The sequence below is a fragment of the Rhizobium alarense genome, from assembly GCF_021555155.1.
Taxonomy (GTDB): Bacteria; Pseudomonadota; Alphaproteobacteria; order Rhizobiales; family Rhizobiaceae; genus Rhizobium_D; species Rhizobium_D alarense.
This window is the reverse complement of the sequence record NZ_JAKGBU010000082.1, coordinates 21,104-23,489: the sequence shown is the minus strand read 5'-3', so window position 1 is coordinate 23,489 and position 2,386 is coordinate 21,104. Positions and strand designations below refer to the sequence as shown.

General features: G+C 70.0%; 1 protein-coding gene. It reads right to left on the bottom strand.

Features of this window, described 5'->3' with window-relative positions:
- Positions 1–2,386 (bottom strand): hypothetical protein (locus tag LXM94_RS20940; protein ID WP_235773404.1); only part of this gene is annotated, 2,386 nt, incomplete at both ends.

Genomic DNA, 2,386 nt, shown 5'->3' with positions numbered 1-2,386 from the left:
GGTGACCGCATCCGCCTCCGCCGCCCCTGCAACCTCGCCGGTCGCGGGCTCGCTGACCGTCTCCTCGCGCGCCACCAACGTACCATCGGGCTTGACGATCATCGTGCGCACCTTGCGCGGCGAGATGACGGGCGTCTTCTCGTCTTCGGCAGCGGCCAGCTCCGGCTCGTCGACGCCCGGCAGAAGCCGTGCCTCGTCGCTCTCCGCCGCGTCGAGGCCGTCGGAGGGCAGTGCTTCGGGGGTCAGGGTGCGCTGCACGACGTCGACCGGCTCCTCGGTGGTCGTCACGAGCTGTTCCTGGCGCGGCGTCGCCTCGGAGGCGCCCGCGACACGGTCGTAGACGGCCTTGTCCTGGTTCGGCACCGTGCGGCCGCCCTTCTCCTCGGGCACGACCTTGACCGGATTCTTGTCGGCCAGGATCACGCGCGGCTCTCCGATGACCGCGGCGCCACCGTCGCTGTAGATCCAGGCGTAGGCGCCGATGCCGCCGAGCACGACGAGGCCGGCCGCGCACGCGGCCAGCAGCAGGCCGCGGCGGGACCGGCGGTCGTCTCCGTCGCCATCGACGAAATCATCCGTCTGGCTGGCGTCCACGGCAATCGCATGCGGAACCGCTTCGCGCATCGACCGACGGATATCCTCCTCCAGCGCCTTGTCGAACTCGTCCGCATCGCTGAAGTCGATGGTCCGCCTGTCGGAACCGTGGACAGTCGCGGGAATTGCCTGCGCCGCGGGCTGCTCCGCCGCCGGCGTCGCCGCACCGAAGATATGGGCCAGTTCCGCATCGATATCGAGGTCGTAGTCGGGCTGCAGCGCCGGCGGCTTTTCCTTCTCGTGAACCGGCAGGTGCGGCACGTTGAGTTCGGCGACGGGCGCGAGGCCGTAATCGGTGTCGGAGATGAGCGACGGGTCGAACGGCAGGGCCGCGGTCTCCACCTCCTCGACGGGCGGCGTCAACGCCGCCGTGGCGACGGCAACCGGTTCGGCCTCCGGCTCCTCGGTCACGTCGGTCGCGACGACCTCCTGAGGATCGGGCCCCTCCAGATCGAAATCCAGGTCAAGGTCGCCGATCTCGATCTCGAAATCCTCGAAATCCGGCTCTTCCACCGCGATGGCGGCCGGAGCGGCCGTCGTAACCTCGGGCTCGACGCGCACATGACGTTCATCGACGAATGCCGCGGCGGGCGCCTTCACCTCGTTCGAACTGCCAGCCATCGCCGGCGGCAAGGGCGTGGCGCGGCCGAACCGCGCGACCGCCTGCAGCGCCGCAGCGGACGCGACCGCCGCCGCACCGTCCATCCAGCGGGATCCCGCCTTCGGTTCGGGCACCGGAAAGCGCTCGACTTCCGCCAGCAGATCGTCGTGGTCGTCGCTACCCCGCACCTGAACCGGCTCGGACAGGTCGTATTGCGACGGCACGTGATAGGCGTGGTCACCGGGCCATACGACGCTCTCGATCGCGTCCAGCGGCGCATCGGCGCCGGAAGACGGAAAGACGTCGGGCTCGACAGCGTCGAAAGGCGCATCCGCGACGGAGATCGTCGGAGCCGGCAACCAGACGTCCCCGCCGCCTTCCGCCGACATCGGGATTTCGTGGTCCGGCAGGGCCTCGATCAGAGGATCGGCAGGAGCATATGCGTCGAAAGCCGCCGCGACGTCGGCCGCGCTGTCCGCGGATAGCGCCGGCCCGGCATCCCGGGAAGGACGGTCGGCCACGTCCGCCTCGCCGCCGAGCGACAGTTCCAGCTCGTGGGCAAGGTCGGACGCATCGAACGAGAGGTCGTCGGCATAGCCTGCGGGCTGCAGGCCGATGAACTGCGGCTCGGCTGCGGCATGCGCGGCGGGCTCGGAGAATGCCTCCGTTGCGGCAATGATCGCCGGAGCGGCGTCTTCCGGTTCCGCGACAGGCACGGGCTCGACGAACACCTGCTCCTCCGCGACCTCTTCGGGCTCGGGGATGGCCGCCGTCGGCGCGACATACGCGGCCGGCTCGACGCGCCAGCCGGACTGCGTCAGGTCGCCGTCATAGTCCGCCTCGGCGGGGTCCGGCTCCCCATATGAGGTTTGCTCTCCGCCATCGGCTACGGGCTCCGCATCGAGCGAAAAGTCGGGTTCCGGGGTCTCCGGCTCGACGGCAGCGACGTCGGGCGCCGCCTGCAGCAGGGCATCGTCCAGGCCGTCGAGAAGATCGTCGTCGAGCGACGGCGCCGCGTCCTGAAACGCGACATCCGCGACGGGTTCGACGGAGGGAATGTCGGCGGCCGGTTCGACGAAAACGTCGAAAAGGGGCTCGGGTTGCACAGCCTCGTCGGCCGGCGTCTCCCTGTCGACAGGGTCGGCGGCGACAGGCGTCGGCGCATCGTAGAGCGCGAATTCGCGCAGCAGC